The organism is Candidatus Methylomirabilota bacterium (assembly GCA_036005065.1).
Lineage (GTDB): Bacteria > Methylomirabilota > Methylomirabilia > Rokubacteriales > DASRDR01 > DASYQW01.
This window is the reverse complement of the sequence record DASYQW010000161.1, coordinates 65,915-82,723: the sequence shown is the minus strand read 5'-3', so window position 1 is coordinate 82,723 and position 16,809 is coordinate 65,915. Positions and strand designations below refer to the sequence as shown.

The 16,809-nt window shown below is 70.7% G+C and carries 14 protein-coding genes; 7 read left to right on the top strand and 7 right to left on the bottom strand.

Features of this window, described 5'->3' with window-relative positions:
• Positions 1-583 (bottom strand): TCP-1/cpn60 chaperonin family protein (locus tag VGW35_11680; GenBank protein ID HEV8308317.1); only part of this gene is annotated, 583 nt, incomplete at its 3' end.
• Between the two features lie 63 nt (positions 584-646).
• Positions 647-952, bottom strand: coding sequence for a co-chaperone GroES (groES, locus tag VGW35_11675; protein HEV8308316.1), 306 nt, complete (start codon positions 950-952; stop codon positions 647-649).
• A 243-nt stretch (positions 953-1,195) separates the two neighbouring features.
• Here groES and VGW35_11670 point away from each other — a divergent pair, with 243 nt between their 5' ends.
• Positions 1,196-2,167, top strand: coding sequence for a D-glycerate dehydrogenase (locus tag VGW35_11670; GenBank protein HEV8308315.1), 972 nt, complete (start codon positions 1,196-1,198; stop codon positions 2,165-2,167).
• On the opposite strand, the gene VGW35_11665 is transcribed toward VGW35_11670, so the two are convergent.
• Together VGW35_11665 and VGW35_11660 are read right to left on the bottom strand one after the other, a co-directional pair.
• Positions 2,160-3,869, bottom strand: a complete 1,710-nt coding sequence (locus VGW35_11665; protein ID HEV8308314.1) for an iron ABC transporter permease — start codon at positions 3,867-3,869, stop codon at positions 2,160-2,162. The two genes, VGW35_11670 and VGW35_11665, sit on opposite strands and share 8 nt — an antisense overlap.
• A gap of 25 nt (positions 3,870-3,894) precedes the next feature.
• On the bottom strand, positions 3,895-4,935 hold the full coding sequence (locus VGW35_11660) for an extracellular solute-binding protein (GenBank protein HEV8308313.1): 1,041 nt from the start codon (positions 4,933-4,935) through the stop codon (positions 3,895-3,897).
• Positions 4,936-5,034: 99 nt separating this feature from the next.
• On the opposite strand from VGW35_11660, the gene VGW35_11655 reads away from it, so the two are divergent.
• Together VGW35_11655 and VGW35_11650 are read left to right on the top strand one after the other, a co-directional pair.
• Positions 5,035-5,751, top strand: coding sequence for a metal-dependent transcriptional regulator (locus tag VGW35_11655; protein ID HEV8308312.1), 717 nt, complete (start codon positions 5,035-5,037; stop codon positions 5,749-5,751).
• Positions 5,748-6,794: an ABC transporter ATP-binding protein gene (locus tag VGW35_11650; protein ID HEV8308311.1), complete on the top strand. Its 1,047-nt coding sequence runs from the start codon at positions 5,748-5,750 to the stop codon at positions 6,792-6,794. Before VGW35_11655 ends, VGW35_11650 begins: the two co-directional genes overlap by 4 nt.
• A 146-nt stretch (positions 6,795-6,940) precedes the next feature.
• On the opposite strand, the gene VGW35_11645 is transcribed toward VGW35_11650, so the two are convergent.
• Together VGW35_11645 and VGW35_11640 are read right to left on the bottom strand one after the other, a co-directional pair.
• Positions 6,941-8,092 carry a ribonuclease H-like domain-containing protein gene (locus tag VGW35_11645; GenBank protein ID HEV8308310.1) on the bottom strand — a complete coding sequence of 384 codons (1,152 nt, stop codon included), beginning with the start codon at positions 8,090-8,092 and terminating at the stop codon, positions 6,941-6,943.
• 294 nt (positions 8,093-8,386) lie between these two features.
• Positions 8,387-10,804 carry a DEAD/DEAH box helicase gene (locus VGW35_11640; protein HEV8308309.1) on the bottom strand — a complete coding sequence of 806 codons (2,418 nt, stop codon included), beginning with the start codon at positions 10,802-10,804 and terminating at the stop codon, positions 8,387-8,389.
• Between the two features lie 110 nt (positions 10,805-10,914).
• On the opposite strand from VGW35_11640, the gene VGW35_11635 reads away from it, so the two are divergent.
• From VGW35_11635 to VGW35_11620, 4 genes are all read left to right on the top strand, one after another.
• Complete coding sequence (locus VGW35_11635; protein ID HEV8308308.1) at positions 10,915-11,514, top strand: VanZ family protein; 600 nt, start codon at positions 10,915-10,917, stop codon at positions 11,512-11,514.
• An 85-nt stretch (positions 11,515-11,599) separates the two neighbouring features.
• Positions 11,600-12,517 (top strand): nickel ABC transporter permease, encoded by a 918-nt coding sequence (gene nikB / locus VGW35_11630; GenBank protein ID HEV8308307.1) that lies wholly within the window; start codon positions 11,600-11,602, stop codon positions 12,515-12,517.
• Between the two features lie 3 nt (positions 12,518-12,520).
• Entirely contained in the window at positions 12,521-13,432 is a 912-nt protein-coding gene (locus tag VGW35_11625) for an ABC transporter permease (GenBank protein HEV8308306.1), read from the top strand.
• A gap of 68 nt (positions 13,433-13,500) precedes the next feature.
• Positions 13,501-15,054: an ABC transporter substrate-binding protein gene (locus tag VGW35_11620; protein HEV8308305.1), complete on the top strand. Its 1,554-nt coding sequence runs from the start codon at positions 13,501-13,503 to the stop codon at positions 15,052-15,054.
• A gap of 312 nt (positions 15,055-15,366) precedes the next feature.
• Here the strand turns inward: VGW35_11620 and rlmD are convergent, their stop codons facing one another.
• Complete coding sequence (gene rlmD, locus VGW35_11615; protein HEV8308304.1) at positions 15,367-16,743, bottom strand: 23S rRNA (uracil(1939)-C(5))-methyltransferase RlmD; 1,377 nt, start codon at positions 16,741-16,743, stop codon at positions 15,367-15,369.
• Positions 16,744-16,809: the final 66 nt, after the last annotated feature.

Here is a 16,809-nt window from a genome sequence, read left to right as displayed (position 1 = left end):
CGAACTGCATCCCCTCGACGACCTCGAGGGTGGTCTCCATCGCCTTGGCCTCTTCCACCGTGATGACGCCGTCCTTGCCGACCTTCTCCATGGCCTCGGCGATCAGGTTGCCGATCGTCTTGTCGTTGTTGGCCGCGATCGAGGCGACCTGGGCGATCTCCTTCTTGTCCTTGGTGGTCTTCGACATCTTCTTGAGATCTTCGACGATCTTCTCGACCGCCTGCTCGACGCCGCGCTTGAGCCCCATCGGGTTCGCGCCGGCGGTCACGTTCTTGAGCCCCTCCCGGAAGATCGCCTGGGCCAGCACCGTGGCGGTGGTGGTCCCGTCGCCGGCCACGTCCGAGGTCTTGGAGGCGACTTCCTTGAGCATCTGGGCCCCCATGTCCTCGTAGGGGTCCTTCAGCTCGATCTCCTTGGCCACGGTCACGCCGTCCTTGGTGATCGTGGGGCTCCCGAACTTCTTGTCGATGACGACGTTCCGGCCCTTGGGGCCGAGCGTGGCCTTGACGGCCTCCGCCATGATGTTGACGCCGCGCAGCAGCGCCGCGCGGGCTTCCTGGTCGAACAACAGCTGCTTGGGCATTGACTCGTTCCTCCTTGAGTGAAATGACGCGAGTTTCGCTACCGCCGCGGAATCGTGAGCCGATCAGTCGAGAATGCCGAGAACATCGTCCTCCCGCAGGATGAGGTACTCCTCATCGTCGATCTTGACCTCGCTGCCGGAGTACTTGCCGAACAGGATCCGGTCTCCCGCCTTCACGTCGAGCGGGATCTTCTTCCCGTCCTCGTTCACCTTGCCGGTGCCGACCGCGATGACCTTTCCCTCCTGGGGCTTCTCCTTCGCGGTGTCGGGGATGATGATGCCGCCCCGCCGGACTTCTTCCTCCTCGACCCGCTTGATCAGGATGCGGTCGTGGAGCGGGCGAAGCTTCGTCTTCGTTGCGGTCGCCATTGTCTACCTCCTCCTCGAACGGATCTGTGGACGTGGTAAGTTGGGTCGGCGCCCGCGCGCCTGACCCTCATCCTATTTACTAGCACTCATCAGAGACGAGTGCTAATATAGCGGCACCGCGGAGCCCGGTCAACCCCAAAAATCGAGGGCTGCGGCCCTGGGTGGTCTGCGCCGGTCTCCCGAGTGATTTAGCCCGATATTCCCGTATGTTATCGCCCTGATCGACTCCGCGGGAGGCGGCCCATGCCCGGCACGATGTTCATTTCCCGACACCTCCCCCAGGATGCGCTCGACCTGGCGCGGTCCCGCGCCACCGTGCGCCTCAACCCGGAGGATCGGCGGCTCAGTCCGGACGAGCTCGGGCGGGAGATTCGCGATGCCGAGGGGCTGGTCTGCCTCTTGACCGACACGATCGACGAGCCCCTGCTGGCCCGCGCCGGACGCCTCCGGGTCGTGGCCAACGTGGCCGTCGGATACAACAACATCGACGTGCCCGCCGCCAGCCGCCGCCGGGTCGTGGTCACCAACACCCCGGGGGTCCTGACGGAGACGACCGCCGATTTCACCTGGGCCCTCCTCCTCGCCACCGCGCGCCGCGTGGCCGAGGGCGACGCCTACACGCGCGCCGGCAAGTTCACCGAGTGGGGGCTGATGCTCCTGCTCGGCGGGGACGTGCACGGCAAGACCCTCGGCATCCTGGGACTCGGGCGCATCGGGCGCGCGGTCGCCCGGCGAGCCCAGGGCTTTGCCATGCGACTCCTCTACCACGACGCCGTCCGCGACCCCGCCGCCGAGCGCGACCTCGGCGTCGTGTACCAGGACAAGGCCACCGTCCTGCGCGAGGCCGACTTCGTCACCTTGCACGTGCCGCTTCTGGCCGAGACGCACCATTACATCGGCGAACCCGAGCTTCGCCGGATGAAGCCGACCGCCTTCCTCATCAACGCCTCCCGGGGCCCGGTGGTCCACGAGGCCGCCCTCGTCCGGGCCCTGAAGGAAGGCTGGATCGCGGGCGCCGGGCTCGACGTCTACGAGGAGGAGCCGACGGTCCACGCCGGGCTCCTCGAGTGCCCGAACGCGGTGCTGGCGCCCCACATCGCCTCGGCCTCCCGCGAGACACGGACGAAGATGGCGATGATGGCGGTCGAGAACTGCCTGGCGGTGCTCGAGGGGACGCGCCCGCCAAACCCGGTGAACCCCGAAATCCTCACCTGACCGAGGGGGCCCCCTCCGAAGAGACTCGCCCGGCCGGGTCGCGTCTCACCCGGGGGAGGACGCGCGCGCTGCTCCGCACGAGGACGATGACCGGCAGGATCCCCGCCGCCACGATGGTCAGGGCCGGGGCCGCCGCCGCCTCCCACAAGGACTCGGAGGTGAATTGCCAGACCCGCACGGCCAGGGTCTCGTAGCCGAGCGGCCGGAGCAGGAGCGTCGCCGGCATCTCCTTCATCACGTCGACGAAGACCAGCAGGCCGGCGGTGAAGAGGCCGGGCCGGAGCAAGGGGATGTGGACCCGCCGGAGCACCCCCCAGGGCGGGACCCCGAGCGAGCGGGCGGCCATGTCCATGCCGGGCGTGATGCCGACCAGACTGGCCTCGACGGTCTGGCAGCTCACGGCCAGGAATCGCACCACGTAGGCGAAGACGAGGCCGACGACCGAGCCGGTGAGCCAGAGCCCGGCGGCGCTTCCGACGGCCTGCAGCGGGCCCTCGAGCGCCCGGTCGAGTCGGGCCAGGAGGGCCAGCACCCCGACCGCGACGACCGACCCCGGCAGCGCGTAGCCCATGCTGGCCACGCGGGCGAGGGCCTCGACGAGGCGACCCCGGCTGAGGCGGACGCCATACGCGACGACGACGGCGGCCGCCACCGCCACCAGGGCGGTGACGCCGGCCACCGCCAGCGTGTTGCCCAGGAACTGTGGGTACCGGGGGTCGTAGGCGGCCCGCCCCGGGATCCACGTCAGGAGCCGGGCCACCGGAAGGACGAAGCCGAGGCCCACGGCCAGGCTGGCTCCCCCGCTCGCGGCCCAGCCACGCCAGCCCTCGAGCCGTGTCCGCGGCGCCCGGCGCGCGCCGGCGTCCCGGCGGTCGAAGCGCGCGCCGCCCCGCAGAGCCCGCTCGGCGAGAGAGAGCCCGAGCGTGAAGAGCACCAGGACACTCGCCAGTTCCGTGGCGGCATGCCGGTTGAACAAGCCGAACCAGACCCGGTAGATCGCCACCGTGAACGTCGAGTAATTGAAGATCGCCACCGTGCCGAAATCCGCCAGGGCCTCCATGAGGGCCAGCGTGACCCCCGCCACGATCGCCGGCCGCGCCAGCGGCAGCGCCACCCGCCAGAAGACCGCGCGTCGGCTCACCCCGAGGGCGCGGGCAGCCTCCAGGGTCGCCTCCGACTGCCCGAGGAAGGCGGCCCGGGCGAGCAGGTAGACGTAAGGGTAGAGGACCAGGGTCATGACGAGGACGAGGCAACCATACGACGCGGGGTCGGGCAGCGCGAGCCGGGGACCGAGGAGCGCCCGGAGCGCGCGCTGAACCGGGCCCGTGTAATCGAAGATCGCGAGGACGACGAACCCGAACACATAGGCGGGCATGGCGAGAGGCAGGATCAGGAGCCACTCCAGGACCGCTCGGCCCGGAAAGCGGTACATCGTCACCAGCCAGGCCAGCGTCGTCCCGAGCACGGCCACCCCGAGCCCGACGCCGATCACCAGTGCCGCCGTGTTCCCGACGAGCTCGAGCAGCTGGGTCTCCCAGAGATGCCGCCAGACGTCGGGGCTCGGTCGGGTGAGGGAGAAACAGACGACCAGGACGGGGGCGGCCACCAGGAGCGCGACCACGCCCGCCGCCCACGGCCAGATATCCCGGGCCCACCGGCCGGGCGTCGCCCAGACCGCCGGCGCCCTGGCTGCCGGCGTCATCTCGATGGCGCGGGGGTGGCGCCGCCTACTTCCAGCCGACCCGATCCATCAGCCGCACCGCCGCCGACTGGAACTCACCGGCCGCCGCCACGTCCACCTGGTCGGCTTTGAACGATCCCCAGGCGGTGAGGAGCGCGTTCGGCCTGACGGCGGGGTTGGCCGGGTACTCGTAGTTGACGTCGGCGTAGAGGTTCTGGGCATCATCCGAGCTCAAGAACTCGATCAGCCGAATGGCCGGGACCATGTGCTTCGCGAACCGGGTCACGCCGGCCCCGGAGATGTTCACGTGCACCCCCCGATCCTTCTGGTTGGGCCAGAAGAGGGCGACCGGAAAGGCCTGGTCCTTGGCCTTGATCTGGGCGAGGTAATAGGTGTTGACGAGTCCCACGTCGCATTGCCCCGCGGCGATCGCCTCCAGGAGTTTGGCGTCGCTCGAGAAGATCCGGGGCTCGTTCGCCATCCAGCCCCGCAGCACGTCCTCCGTCCGCTTCTCGCCCAGGGTCTTGATCATCGTCGCGACCATGGATTGGTTGTAGACCTTCTTGGAAGTCCGGAGGCACAGCCGACCGCGCCACCGCGCGTCGCCCAGGGCCTCGTAGGTCGAGAGCTCCTCGGGCTTCACCCGCTCGGTGCTATAGGCGATCGTGCGCGCCCGGACCGAGAGGCCGACCCAGTCGTTGCCTTTGGCCCGGAGGTGAGGCGGAATGTTCTTGTCGATGATCGGCGACTGGAAGCCCTGGAGCAGTCCCGCCTGCTGGGCGAGCCACAGGTTTCCGACGTCCACCGTCATGAGCACGTCGGCCGGCGTGTTGGCTCCCTCGGCCTTGAGGCGCTCGAACAGCTCGGCCTCGCTGGCGCTGAACAGCCGGACCTTGATCCCGGTCTTGGCCGTGAAGGCGTCGAACATCGGCTTGATGAGCTGCTCGATGCGGGCCGTGTAGACCACGACCTCGCGCCCCTCGGCGGCCCCGGCGGCGTAGGCCGGGCCCGGCAGCAGGGCGAGCACGGCCACGGCGCCGAGCACGCCGGCCGCCCACCGCGCCCGGGTCGATCCGTCCTGTCGCATCGCGTCCTCCTCGTCCCCGCCGGCGTTTGCACGAGAGCGCACGGCCGGGCTACAATGTCCCTGCCAGAAAATCGGGCTGCCTAGCCTGCGAGGTTAAGTATGCCTAACACGCGCCGGCCGTCAAGCCCCAATGACAGGGTTCGCGCCGCCGAGAGCACCGCCTCGGTCCAGGATTATCTGGGGGCGATCTACGACCTCATGGGCAGCGGCCATGTGGTGATCGGCGCGCGGCTGGCCAAGCACATGCGGGTCTCGGCCCCGGCGGTGACCGAGGCCCTCCAGCGCATGGCCCGGGCCGGGTACATCCGTCTGAGCGCCGGCAAGGAGATCTCCCTGACCCGGAAGGGCAAGACGCTGGCAGAGGTGATGGCCCGGCGCCATCGGCTGCTCGAGCGCTGGCTCACCGACATCCTCGGGCTCAACTGGGCCGAGGCCCACGAAGAGGCGCATCGGCTCGAGCACGCGCTGTCGCCTCGCGTGGAGGAGCGGCTGGCCGCTCTCCTCGGCATGCCGAGCACCTGCCCCCACGGCAATCCCATCCCCGGCATGCCCAGCCCGGCGCCGACCCACCCCTTCCCACTCGATCAGGCGCGCGAAGGCACCACGGTCGTGGTGGAGCGGATCACCGAGGAAGCCGAGGCCGACCGCCGCCTGCTCGAGCATCTCTGGAAGCACGAGGTGAAGCCCGGGGCGCGCCTTCACATCGAGGAAGTCGCGCCGTGGGCCGGCACGATAACGGCCGCCGGCGGGAGCACGCGCATCGTGCTGGGGCTGGCGGCGGCGTCGAAGATCTGGGTCTATCTCCCGACTCGGTGAGCCTCCTCCGCCTCCGCGACGTCAGCAAGCGCTTCGCTTCCACGGACCCTCCCGCCGTCGACGGGCTGTCGCTCGCCGTCGAGCCCGGCGAGATCCTGGTCCTGCTGGGCCCATCGGGGTGCGGCAAGACCACGACGCTCCGCCTGATCGCGGGCTTCGAATCCCCGGACCGCGGCGTCATCGAGATTCGCGGCCAGCGCATGGCGGGCGGCGGCACGACGGTGGCGCCCGAGGCCCGGGGCGTGGGGATCGTCTTCCAGGACTACGCCCTCTTTCCTCACCTCACCGTCGCCGACAACGTCGTGTTCGGCCTCGGGCGCTTCGAACGGGCCGCCCGGCTGCGGCGGGTCGCCGAGGTCCTGGAGACCGTGGGGCTCGCCGAGCTCGCCCGGCGGTTCCCTCACGAGCTGTCGGGCGGCCAGCAGCAGCGCGTGGCGCTCGCCCGGGCCCTGGCCCCGGCACCGGCCCTCATCCTCCTGGACGAGCCCTTCTCGAACCTCGACACCGACCTCCGGGCCAGCATGCGCGAGGAGATCGAGAAGATTCTCCGGATGACGGGCACCACCGCCGTCTTCGTGACTCACGATCAGCAGGAAGCGTTCACGCTCGCCGACCGGGTCGGCGTCCTCCACGCCGGCCACCTGGAGCAGCTCGACGTGCCCTATGAGGTCTACCATCACCCCGCCACCCGCTTCGTGGCCGAGTTCGTGGGCTCGGCCGACTTCCTCCGCTGCATGGTGAAGGAGGAGGGGATCGTCTCCGAGATCGGGACCTTCCAGAATCCCGACCGGCACCCGCCGGGGCTCCCGGTGGACATCATGATCCGTCCCGACGACATCGACTTCATCCCGCACCCGGAGGGCGACGTCGTCGTGATCGGGCGCCAGTTCCATGGCTCGGAGAACCTGTATCGGCTGCGGTTGCCGTCGGGCGCCCGCGTCCACTCCGTGCAGCCGTCCACCACGATCTATCCGCCGGGGACGCGCGTCCGGCTGGTCGCCAGTCTGATCCACGTCGTCGCCTTCCCGCTCGCGGACATCTAGATCGTGGGAGGGGGCCTCGACGGCCCCCTCCCAGACCTCCCCCAGGAGAAGGTTGCGCGGGCGAAGCCCGCGCTCGGAACCGAACACCATCCGTCGGCGATCAGGCGATTGCGGGGCGCCGAGTTAACCCAACAGCATCTCGCAGGTCAGGGACGCTCGGCGGTCGGTACCAGGCCCGCCAGGACCCGACCCCGGAGGCGCCGCTCCAGACGGCGCGCCCGGTGGCCGAGGGCCCCGCCCACCAGCTCCCCGACGGCGTCGAGGTCGCTGGCGTCGATGCGGTCCAGCGCGCGGCGGGTCAGGCGGAGTGCGGCCGCGAAGTCGCGGGCGACGTGCTCCTGGAGCTTGGCGAGGTCCACCAGGAGCCCGAGCGGCGCGTCTTCGGTGGCCGCGGCGATGCCCGCCCACAGGGCCAGGGCCTCGGCGCGCCGTCCGGCCCGACGCCAGAGCCGACCCAGCCGCCAGGCGGCCCGCGCGCGGGTGTCCGGCGGGAGCCCGGCCCCCAGGGCCGCCTCGTAGAACGCGACGCTCCGCTCCGGATCCCGCCGCTCGAGCCAGCGGGCCGCCCCGAGCCACTCGAGCGGATCGTGGCGCGGGTCGGGTCCCGCCAGGAGCGCGTCGGCTCGCGCGGCGAGCGCGGCCAGGGCCAGGAGGTCCCACCGGTTGTGGGCGAAGATCCGCGGAAGGGGGCGCGTGTCCCGGGAGCGGAGGTACCGGAAGTAGAGCTCGGGCATCATCGCGCCCGGCAAGTCGTCTCCCCGGTCGAGGTCGAGCAGCGCCGCCTCGAGGGTCGTGAGCCGGCAATCGGCGACGTGGGCCCGCCAGAGGGCGCGGGCCATCGGGTAGAGGTCGAGGTGGGGGATCTCGGCTCCCCACCACGGGGCCCGGCTGAGGAGGTAACGGGTCTCGAGGAGCGGGAGGTCGAAGGTCCGCCCGTTGAAGGTCACGAGCTGCCGGGCGTCGGCCAGCGCCGCCCGGACCGCGGCCAGGAACGCGGCCTCGGCTCCGAGGTCGCCGAGGAAGTACTGGGTCACGCGGAACCCTGCCCGCGTCCACGTCCCGAGCCCGACCAGGAACACGTAGGTCCCGGTCCCGCCGGCCAACCCCGTCGTCTCCGTGTCGAGGAACACGGTCCCCGCTGCCGGCTCGATGGCGCGGGCGACACCCGGCGGCAGCGCCACCTCTTCGACCCGGCAGAGGGCCACGCCGTGGGGTGTCTCGATGGGGTCGAGCGGCAGGGCCCGCGGCGGCGCGGCCGGCCGGGGCGCCGGCGGGCGCGTCTCGAGTCGGCGCAGCATCTCCCGGAGCCGGCCGATCTCCGAAGCTCGCGTCGTCGGAGCGGGGCGCGGCGGACAGCGGCCGTCGATCACGCGCGGCCGGTCAATCCCGCTTGGGGCGGGAGCGCCTGCTGCCGCTCCCCCCCAAACCCCCCCACCAGCCGCCCGCGGCTTCTCGTCGTCCCCGCCCGGCCACGTCCCGCATCAATTCCCTCGCGGCCCTCAATCCCGCTTGGGGCGGGAGCGCCTGCTGCACACGGCAGCTTCCCGTCGTCCCTGCACGCCCGCGTCCTGCAGCAATTCCTTCACGGGCTCTCAGTCGAGGAGCCGATCGACCAGCGCGGCGGCGACCGGCTTGGCCTGGCGACCCACCTCGTTCACGGGCCCCACGCAGGAGGGGCAGCCGGCCCGGCAGGGGCAGGCGGCCAGCGTCTCGCGCGCCCGGGCGACGAGCGGAGCGAGCAGCTCGAACAGCCGCTCGGTCAGCCCGACTCCGCCCGGGTGGTGGTCATACAGGTAGACCGTCGGCTCGAAGCGCTCGCCCGCCAGGAGGCGCGCGCGCGTGCCTTGCGCGGTGAGCACCGCCGGCGTCCGGCCGTCCCGGGGGGAGGTGGCGGCGGGCGGGGCGTCGCCGAGCCAGGAGCCGAGGTCCCGCACGTCGCACATGAGAAAGAGCGGGGCGAGGTGATGCAGGAGGTGGGTGAGACCGCGGAGGCCGTCCACGAGGGCGTCCCGGTCCCGGGAGACGGCGGCCAGGGTCTCCGGCGGAATGGTGAGCCAGAGCCCGGCCGTCTGCATCTCCTGCTGCGGCAGCTCCACCACGCCGGCGCCGACGTTCTCCATCGTGTCGAACTTGATCTTCTTGAACCCGACCACCTGCTCGGCCACGAGCAGCTCCCCCTGCTCGACCTGGCCGGCTCCCGTCCGCGCGTCCCGGAAGCGGTCCAGCGCCCACACGCCCTTGGCGGTCACCGCGTCCGTGAAGTAATCGACGGCCACTCGCTTGACGTAGGCGACCTTCTCCTCGTCCTCGCGGAAGTGGAGCTCCTGCACCTCGTACTGCTCGCTCTCGACGAGGTAGATCGCTTTCGGGTGGATCATCCCGAAGGCGCTCTTCCAGTCGACCTCGGCGATCACTTGCCGCTTCCGGGTGAGCTGCCGGGCCCCCCGGGCCTCGGTCAGCTCGCGATGCGTGGTGTCGATCACGACGAAGTTGTCGCTGCCGATCGCCCGCAGCGAGAGGTGGTCGGCGGGGTAGCTCTCGCTCGTCCAGTGCCAGCGGCCCCCGGCGGCGTGGAGCACGCCCGCCTCGGAGAGGAGGCGCAGGTAGGGCGCCACGTCCTGGTCGCCGAACGGCTCGCCGTCGACGAACGGGAGCTCGAAGGCCGCGCACTTGAGGTGGCTCACCAGGATGTAGGGGTTGTCCGGGTTGATGAGGCCGTGCTCGGGGGAGGCCCCGAAGAAATAGTCGGGATGGGTGACCATGAACTGGTCGAGGGGCGACGACGAGGCGACGAGCACGGCGGCCGAAAGCCCGCTCCGGCGGCCGGCCCGGCCGGCCTGCTGCCAGGTCGAGGCGATCGTCCCCGGGTAGCCCGCCAGTACGGCGACATCCAGGCGGCCGATGTCGATCCCCAACTCGAGCGCATTGGTCGAGACCACGCCGAGCACCTCGCCCTCGCGAAGCCCGCGCTCGACCTCGCGGCGCCGACCGGGGAGATAGCCGCCCCGGTAGCCCCGGATCACGTTACTGACGGCGGGCGGGCGCTCCACGGCCGCCTTCAGCGTGGTCAGGAGCACCTCCTGAGCGAGCCGGCTCCCGGCGAAGACGATCGTCGCGATGCGCTCCCGCAGGAAAGGCGTCGCCAGGCGGGCCGCTTCCTTGAGGTACGGGCGCCGGATCCCGAGCTCCGGGTTCACCACCGGCGGATTGTAGAAGACGAGCACCTTCTGGCCGGCCGGGGCGCCGTTGTCGGTCACCGCCGTCACCGGCTGACCCACCAGGCGCTCGGCCAGCTCTTGCGGATTGGCGATCGTCGCCGAGGCGCAGATGAACTGCGGAGCCGAGCCATAGTGCCGGCAGACACGGTGGAGACGCCGGAGCAGGTTGGCCAGGTGGCTCCCGAAGACGCCCCGGTAGGTATGAAGCTCGTCGATGATGACGTACCGGAGATTCTGGAAGAGCGCCACCCACTTGGTGTGGTGTGGCAGGATCCCCGAGTGCAGCATGTCGGGGTTGGTGAGGACGAGGTTGGCGCGGGCGCGCACGGCGCGCCGGGCGTCCTGCGGCGTGTCGCCGTCGTAGGTATGGATGCGGAGCTCCGGGAGGGCGCGGGCCAGCTCTTCGAGCTCGGCGAGCTGGTCCTGGGCGAGCGCCTTGGTCGGGAACAGGTAGAGCGCCCGGGCCGCCGGATCGGTCAAGAGCGCCTGGAGCACCGGCAGGTTGTAGCAGAGGGTCTTGCCCGACGCGGTAGGCGTGACGACGACGCAGTGCCCTCCCTTGTGAAGCAACGCGAGGGCATGCGCCTGGTGGCTGTAGAGCGCCTCGATCCCGCGGGCGCGCAAGGCGTCGGCCAGGCGCGGATCGACGACCTCCGGGTTGTCGGGGATGGGGACCGGGGTGGCGGGGCGGGAAGGGAAGCGCCGAACGGCCGTCACCGCGTCGCCGGCCTCGCCGACGAGACGGTCGAGGAGCGCGGCGAGGTCAGCCTGCGGCTCGGGGAGCCCCGCCATGTTGCCCGCATCTTAGGTGGGCGCGGCGAGGCTTGTCAACGTTTGACGAGCCCCGTCGTCGAACGGGGGCGCGTTGCACCCGAGGCCGACTCGGTGTTCAATGGGTCACCATGCGTCCCCTGCTCCGCCTCGGGCCGCCCGTCGTCTGGATGGGGATCATCGCCCTCCTGTCGAGCGGACTGTTCGGCACCGACCAGACCGGCCGCTTCATCCTGCCGGTGCTCACCCACCTGCTCCCGTGGGCCGGGCCGGAGGCGCTCCAGGGCCTCCACGCCGCCCTGCGCAAGCTCGCGCACCTCGTCGAGTACGGGATCCTCGCGGTGCTGTGGCTGCGCGCGCTCCCGCCCGGTCGCTCGGCGGGGATGGCCGCCCTGTGGGCGGTCGGGCTGTCGGCGCTCTATGCCGTGGTCGACGAACTGCACCAGGGCCTCGCCCCCGACCGAAGCCCGTCGGCCCTCGACGTCGCCATCGACACGGTCGGCGCGTTTCTCGCGGTCGCCCTGGTCCAGGGACGCGGGCCGGTCGGCACCGCCGGCCTCCGCCTCGTCCGCCGGGGGGCGGGCCTGGTCGCGGTGGCCAGCCTGACGCTGGCGGCCCTCGAGTGGAGCCTCGGCCTGTCGGCCTGGGACCTCGTGCTGGGCGGGCTCGGGGCCGCCGCCGGCGCGCGAGGGCTCCGGGGCCTGGAGGTGCGCTGGCGCGAGTCGCCCTGAGCCCGGCGCCCGCCGCGAGGGGGTTGGACGGCGGCGGGCTCCGGGGTATGATCGTCGCACACCGCCACCGTGGCCCAGGCTTCGCGTGAAGACATACCTCCTACGCCGCCTCGCCCAGTCCCTGATCGTGCTGCTAGGGATCTCCGTGGTCGTCTTCATCATTCTCCACCTCACCGGCGACCCCACGGTGCTGCTCCTGCCCCCGGACGCCTCGGCGGAGGAGATCGCCAAGTTCCGCCGCGCGATGGGGTTCGACGACCCGCTGTACCTCCAGTACTGGCGCTTCCTGCGCGGCGCGGTCCGGGGGGACTTCGGGAACTCGCTCCGTCACGAGGAGCCGGCATTGGCCCTGGTCTGGCAGCGGATGCCGGCGACCATCGAGCTCACCACGGTCGCCCTCGGGGTGGCTCTGGTCCTCGCGATCCCGGCCGGGATCGTCTCGGCCGTCTTCCGGAACACCTCCGTCGACTACGTGAGCACCGTGGTGGCGCTCGTCGGGCAGGCGATGCCCACCTTCTGGCTCGGGATCATGCTGATCCTCGTCTTCTCGGTCGGGCTCCATCTCCTGCCGTCCTCGGGCCGCGGCGGGTTCACGCACCTGATCCTGCCCGCCCTCACGCTCGGCCTCTTCACGACGGCGCGGATCATGCGGCTCACCCGGTCGGGGATGCTGGAGGTGCTGGGGCAGGACTACGTCCGGACGGCGCGCGCCAAGGGAGTCGGCGAGCGGCGTGTGGTCTGGAAGCACGCGCTCAAGAACGCCGGGATCCCGGTAGTCACGATCGTGGGCCTGGAGCTCGGCACGCTGCTGGGCGGGGCGGTGATCACCGAGACGATCTTCGCCTGGCCCGGGGTGGGTCGCCTGTCAGTCCAGGCGATCTACAACCGGGACTATCCGGTCGTCCAGGCGGCCGTGTTCGTCCTCGCCTCGATCTTCGTCCTCGTCAACCTGATCGTCGACGTCCTCTACACCTACCTCGACCCTCGGATCCGCATCCGCTGACCGATGAATCACAGCGGCGCCGAGACGCTGCAGCTCCCCCGGATCCCCGCCTTTCGGCACAGCGAGACCTGGACACTGGCGCGCCGGTTGATCCGGCGGCGGACGGCGCTCTTCGGGCTCGTGGTCATCGCCGCGGTCCTGGGCGCGGCGCTGCTCGCCCCGCTGCTCGCCCCCTTCGATCATCTGGAGCAGGACATCACCCAGCGGCTCAAGCCGCCCGGCGGGACCGACGATCGGGGCCGCCTCCACGTCCTCGGCACCGACCACCTGGGGCGGGACATCCTCTCGCGCGTTCTCTTCGGCGCGCGGATCGCGCTCCTGGTGGCCTTCGCGGCCGTCGCCATCTCGGGTGTCCTGGGTCTCCTGATCGGGCTCCTGACGGGATACTTCGGGGGGCGCGTGGACGACGCCTTCATGCGGCTCGCCGACATCCAGCTCGCCTTTCCGTTCATCCTCCTGGCCATCGCGGTCATCGGGGTCCTGGGGCCCAGCCTGCGCAACATCATCATCGTGGTCGGCGTGTCGGGCTGGGTGGTGTATGCCCGGATCGTCCGGGGGGAGGTGCTCTCGCTGCGAGAGCGGGAGTTCGTCCAGGCGGCCATCGCCATGGGCAGCGCCAACGCGCGGATCATCGCCCGCCACATCGTCCCCAACGCCTTCACGCCCTGGCTCGTCATCGCGACCCTCGACATGGCCCGGGTGATCGTCCTCGAGTCCGCCCTCTCCTTTCTCGGCCTCGGCGTCCAGCCGCCGACCCCGACCTGGGGCGGCATGCTCGCTGACGGACGCGTGTACCTGTCCACGGCCTGGTGGCTGGCGACCTTCCCGGGCCTGGCCATCCTCTTGACCGTGCTCGGGATCAACCTGCTCGGCGACGGGTTGCGGGATACGTTCGACCCGCGGCTCAAGGTGTAGCGGCCGTGCCGATAACCCTCGCATCCGATCGTCCGCCTCACGACCCACTCACCCCAAAGGAGGTCCTCATGCGACGGTTCCTCATCGTCTTCGCCGCCGGTGTCCTGCTGGCCGGGACGGCGCTGCCGGCCGGCGCCCAGTCCACCGGGCGCGTGGTGATCGCCCAGGGCGTGGACCCCACCACGCTCGATCCGCACAACCACGAGGAGACCCCGGCCTACAACGTGCTCCTGAACCTCTACGACACCCTGCTGTTCCGGGACAAGGACCTCAAGGTCATCCCCTGGGTCGCCGAGTCCTGGCGGGTCGTCAACCCGACGACCTGGGAGTTCAAGATCCGGCGGAACCAGAAGTTCCACAACGGGGAAGAGCTGGACGCGGAAGCCGTGAAATTCAGCCTCGAGCGCGTCAGCAGCCCCGAGCTCAAGATGCGGCAGGCCCCGAACTTCACCCTCATCGACAAGATCGAGGCGCCGGACAAGTACACGGTTCGCATCCTGACCAAGAAGCCCTTCCCCACCCTCGAGAACCAGCTCGCGCTCCGGGGCGCCATCGTCCCGCCCAAGTACTTCAAGGAAAAGGACGGGGCGCACCTGGCCAAGAATCCGGTCGGGTCCGGGCCCTACAAGTTCGTCACGTGGGCCAAGGACGAGGCCATCACCATGGAGGCGAACGAGCAGTGGTGGGGCGGGGCGCCCAAGGTCAAGACGCTCGTCTTCCGGCCGATCCCCGAGCACACCACGCGGGTGGCCGCCCTGCAGGCGGGCGAGGCCGACATCGTCACCAACGTGCCGCCGCACCTCATCAAGCAGGTCGAGGACAACCCCAAGCTCTACACCTCCAAGGCGCCGAGCGTGCGCGTGATCTTCGTCTGGGTCTACACGCACCGGTACGACAAGGAGCACAAGCTCGTCGGGCCGTACGACGGACCGACCAAGGACAAGCGGGTCCGCCAGGCCCTCAACTACGCCGTCAATGTGGACGAGGTCATCAAGAACGTGCTCGAGGGCAACGGCATCCGGACGGCGACCGTGCTGACCAGCAAGCACTTCGGCTTCGACGCGAAGCTCCAGCCGTACCGCCAGGATGTCGCCAAGGCCAAGCAGCTCCTGGCCGAGGCGGGGTACCCGAACGGCGTCGACCTCGTGCTCAACTCACCCGATGGCCGGTACCTGAAGGATAAGGAGGTGGCCGAGGCGATCGCCGGCCAGCTCACCAAGGCCGGCATCCGCACGACCGTGCGGACCCACGAGTGGGGCACCTACCTCAACCAGATGACCTACGTCCATGGCGCCGGTCCCCTCGCGCTGATCGGCTGGGGGAACACGACCTGGGACGCCGACGGCACCCTCACGCCGCTGTTCCGCACGGCCAAGATCCTGTCCAACTATCACAACGAGCAGTTCGACAGCCTCCTCGACGAGGCCGCGACCACCGTCGATCCCAAGGCGCGCCTGGCTCTCTACGGGAAGGCGCTCTCTATCTTCATGGACGAGGCTCCGGCCATCCCGCTCTACCAGCAGATGGACATCTACGGGGTGGCCAAGCGGGTGAAGTTCCAGGCGCTCTCGTCGGAGCAGCTGGTGGGGCCCTGGATCTGCCTTTCCGACCAGAAGTGCTAGGTCATTCGGGGGGGTCTCGGAAGACCCCCCCGATGCCCCCCCGTCGTAGCGGCGGCGGAGCCGCCGCTCGGAGCAGTCCTCGATGTCTCACGCGCCCGGCGGACGGCGCGGGTTACTCGGACACACACACGTAGATCGTGGGAGGGGGCCTCGACGGCCCCCTCCCAGACCCACAGTTGCGCGGGCGAAGCCGCCGCTCGGAGCGGCACAACTAACCGGCGGCGGCCGGGTGAGCCCGCGGCGCGCGCTCAGTCCGAGAGTCTCCTCGCGGATCGGTTCTCGGCTCGGTCGCGCTCTGGAGCCGCCGCGTGATCAGGGCGCCCGCTCGAGGCGGGCGACCACCTCGATGTGCGGGGTGTGCGGGAACATGTCGAGCGGCTGGACCGCCGTGATCCGGTAGCCGCCGGCGCGGACAATCCCGAGATCGCGGGCGAGGGTGGCCGGGTTACACGACACGTACACGATGCGCTCCGGGGCCAGCGCGAGGACGGCCCGCAGCGCCTTGGGATGGAACCCGGCTCGGGGCGGGTCGGCGACCACCACGTGCGCCCGGATCCCCTGCCGGACCAGGTCGGGCAGGACGTCGCGGACCTCCCCGGCCAGAAATGTGCAGTTCCCGATCCCGTTGGCCGTCGCGTTGCGCGTGGCGTCGTCGATCGCGGCCGGGACGACCTCGATGCCGTACACGGCGCGGGCCTGCCGCGCCAGCAGCAGGCTGATGGCGCCGGTGCCGGAGTAGAGGTCGAAGACCACCTCGCGCCCCGTCAGCGCCGCGTACTCGGCGACCACGGAAAAGAGCCGCTCGGCCTGGGGAGTGTTGGTCTGGAAGAACGAGTTGGCCGAAATCGAGAAGTCGAGGCCGCCGAGCCGCTCGCGGATCCGCTCGTGGCCGGCGATGGGGTGCTCCTCCACGCCCACCGCCACCGCCGCCTTCTTCGGATTCACGTTGAGGACGACGGAGGTCACCTGCGGGCACCGGGCGCGCAGGTGGTCGGCCAGGGCCCTGGCCAACGCCAGATCATGTGAGGCGGTCACGAGGTTCACCATCGCCTCGCCAGTCGCCCGCCCTTCCCGCAGCATCAGGAAGCGGAGCAGCCCTTCCTCCCGATCCTGGCGATAGACGGTCCCACCGTGCTCGTGCACGAAGGCGCGGACCTCCCGCAGGACCGCGTTCAGCGTCTCGGACTGGATGAGGCACCGCTCGATGTCCAGGATCGCGTCGTATCGCTCCGCTTCGTGGAGCCCGACGACGGCCCGGCCGTCCGCCTCGGCGAACGTGAACTCCATCTTGTTGCGGTACCCGTAGATCTCGGGCGCGCCGACGATCGGTCGGACCGGGATCTCCTCGGCCGGGCCGAGCCCGCCGAGCCGCGCCAGGCACTCGGCGACCTGGCGCTGCTTGAACGCAAGCTGCGCCTCGTAGCGGACGTGCTGGAGTCGGCACCCGCCGCAGCGGCCGAAGTAGGGACAGGGCGGCTCGGCGCGGAGCCCGGACGGGGTCACGACGCGCTCGATCTGGCCGCGGGCAAACCGCGGCCGGACCTGGGTCAGGCGGACGTCGAGCCGGTCCCCGGGCACCCCACCGGGCACGAACACGACGTAGCCGCCGGCGCGGGCCACGCCTTCTCCGCCGAAGGCGAGATCCGTCACGTCCACCGTCAGGAGATCGCCGCGACGCGCGTGAGCCATGTGGCCTGCATGCTACAGCCTCCGCGCCCACTGCGTCAAACGCGGCGCCTGCGCAGGCCCGAAACC